Source organism: Candidatus Ruminimicrobiellum ovillum, assembly GCF_002392975.1.
Lineage (GTDB): Bacteria > Elusimicrobiota > Endomicrobiia > Endomicrobiales > Endomicrobiaceae > Ruminimicrobiellum > Ruminimicrobiellum ovillum.
Genome location: NZ_DGIC01000009.1, coordinates 409548 through 412166 on the forward strand (window position 1 = coordinate 409548; position 2619 = coordinate 412166).

Here is a 2619-nt window from a genome sequence, read left to right on the forward strand (position 1 = left end):
ACGGCCGCCGTTTACTGGGGCTTAAGTTCAATGCTTCGCTTGCGCTAACATCTCCCCTTGACCTTCCAGCACCGGGCAGGTGTCAGTCCCTATACATCATCTTGTGATTTCAGCAGAGACCTATGTTTTTGTTAAACAGTCACGAGGGCCATTTCACTGCGACCTATATTGCTATAGGCACCCCTTATCCCGAAGTTACGGGGCCAATATGCCGAGTTCCTAAACGAAAGTTATCTCGCGCGCCTTAGGATTTTCACCCCACCTACGTGTGTCCGTTTACGGTACGTTTACCTTCAGAAGCAGTGCTTAGGTTTTTCTTGGCTCTCCATACGATCAGTTCTTCGGATTGCTCCAAATCCTCCCTCTTGCGAGGCAACATCTACAACCAATGAGATGATGATCTACTGGAAAGCGTAGCTAAACACATTAACCCACTAAAGGTAGTTCAGGAATATTAACCTGATACCCATCGCCTACGGCTTTCGCCCTCGGCTTAGGATCGACTGACCCTGAGCAGACGAACTTTACTCAAGGAAACCTTAGGTTTTCGGCGAAGAGGATTTTCACCTCTTTTATCGCTACTCATTCCGACATTCTCACTTCCCACAACTCCAATGCTCCTTTCGGTACATCTTCAGTGTCGTGGGAACGCTCCTCTACCACTTTATATTGCTATAAAATCCACAACTTCGGTAATATACTTGAGCCCCGGGTGTCTTCGGTGCAGAATCACTTGACTAGTGAGCTGTTACGCACTCTTTAAAGGGTGGCTGCTTCTAAGCCAACCTCCTAGCTGTCTAAGAAATTCCACTTCCTTGTACCACTTAGTATATATTTAGGGACCTTAGTTGGTGGTCTGGGCTGTTTCCCTTTTGCATGTGAAGCTTATCCCTCACAAACTGACTCCAGTATAATACATCTGAGAATTCGGAGTTTAATTAACTTCGGAAAGTGGGTTACACCCCCTAGATTATTTAGTGCTCTACCTCTCAGACTTAACGTACTAGGCTAGTCCAAAAACTATTTCGAGGAGAACCAGCTATCACCAAGTTAGATTGGCCTTTCACCCCTATACCCAGCTCATGCAAGACCTTTTCAACGGTCGACGCTTCGAGCCTCCTTCCCCGGTTAAAGGGAATTCACTCTGTCCAGGCATAGATCACTTGGCTTCGGGTCTAATGATAGGTACTAACGCCCTTTCAAACTTGCTTTCGCTACGGATACGTGACAAGCTTTCACTTAACACTTATCCTTGCACCTACCAATTAACTCGCCGGATCATTCTTCAATAGGCACGCTCTCAGGCTTTCCGGTTGCCGAAGCTCCCGGCATAACCCTCGAACTGCTTGTATGCATACAGTTTCAGGTTCTATTTCACTCCGCTCCCGCGGTTCTTTTCACCTTTCCCTCACGGTACTGGTTCACTATCGGTCTGAGACATGTATTTAGCCTTAGAGGGTGGTCCCCCTAACTTCCCACCAAGTTTCACGTGCTCGATGGTACTCAGGATACTACTTCGAGTCAAAAAATTTTCGCATACAGGACTATCACCTTCTATGGTCGGTCTTTCCAGACCGTTCAGCTAATTTTTTGATTGATAACTCTACTAATGTAGTCCTATGACCCCAGTGTGCAAGCACACTGGTTTAGGCTATATCGATTTCGCTCGCCACTACTTTCGATATCTCGGTTGATGTCTTTTCCTCTAGGTACTGAGATGTTTCACTTCCCTAGGTTGCCTTCCTTTCGGATCGTAACAATTACTTGTTACGGGGTTACCCCATTCGGAAATCGCCGGGTCAAAGGTTGTTTGCACCTCACCGACGCTTATCGCAGCTTACCACGTCCTTCATCGACAGTCTCAGCCAAGGCATTCACTATATGCACTTAGTAGCTTAGTCACATTCTCTAATCCCATCCTAAAATGAGATGATTATGTAACTTACTTTTTTATAACTTTGTTATTATTTAACAACAACTAATTGTGTTTTTCTTGTTTTCATATTTTAAAATATGAAGACGCTGATTTGCCTATTAAGTTTTCAATGAACATTACTGCTATATATTTATCAGTATAAAACTGAAAAATTCGTTTATCTTGTGGAGATAGTGAGGATCGAACTCACGACCTCCTGCTTGCAAAGCAGGCGCTCTCCCAGCTGAGCTATATCCCCAATGTTCCAAGAAAGTATATATAACTGGTGGGCCTATGTGGAGTTGCACCACAGACCTCACCCTTATCAGGGGTGCGCTCTGACTAACTGAGCTATAGGCCCGCTTCCTGCAACAACCGTATCTTACTGCTTTCGCCGACCAGATACCAGCTTTATAATGCCAACTAAATAATATGCGGATGAATGCCCCATATAGGTAGTAATCCCGAATGTGCAATTTAAGTGTATCAACCAATAACATCCCATCAAATTAATGATGTATGTTTACTCCTTATAAAGGAGGTGATCCAGCCGCACGTTCTCGTACGGCTACCTTGTTACGACTTCACCCCAATCACCAACCTTAACTTAGATGCCTGCCTCCTTGCGGTTAGCACAACAGCTTCTGTTAAGACTGACTTTCGTGGTGTGACGGGCGGTGTGTACAAGGCCCGGGAACGTATTC

2 tRNA genes and 2 rRNA genes (2 of these 4 running past the window's edge) are annotated in these 2619 nt (G+C 45.2%); all 4 read right to left on the reverse strand.

What is annotated here, in order from left to right:
• A 23S ribosomal RNA gene (locus tag B2Y85_RS04665) occupies positions 1-1901 on the reverse strand (it extends 1006 nt beyond the left edge of the window).
• A gap of 200 nt (positions 1902-2101) precedes the next feature.
• Positions 2102-2174, reverse strand: a tRNA-Ala gene (locus B2Y85_RS04670).
• Between the two features lie 25 nt (positions 2175-2199).
• Positions 2200-2276 (reverse strand) — tRNA-Ile (locus tag B2Y85_RS04675).
• A gap of 173 nt (positions 2277-2449) precedes the next feature.
• Positions 2450-2619: ribosomal RNA gene (locus tag B2Y85_RS04680) — 16S ribosomal RNA — on the reverse strand (its annotated part continues 203 nt past the right edge of the window); the annotation flags it as partial.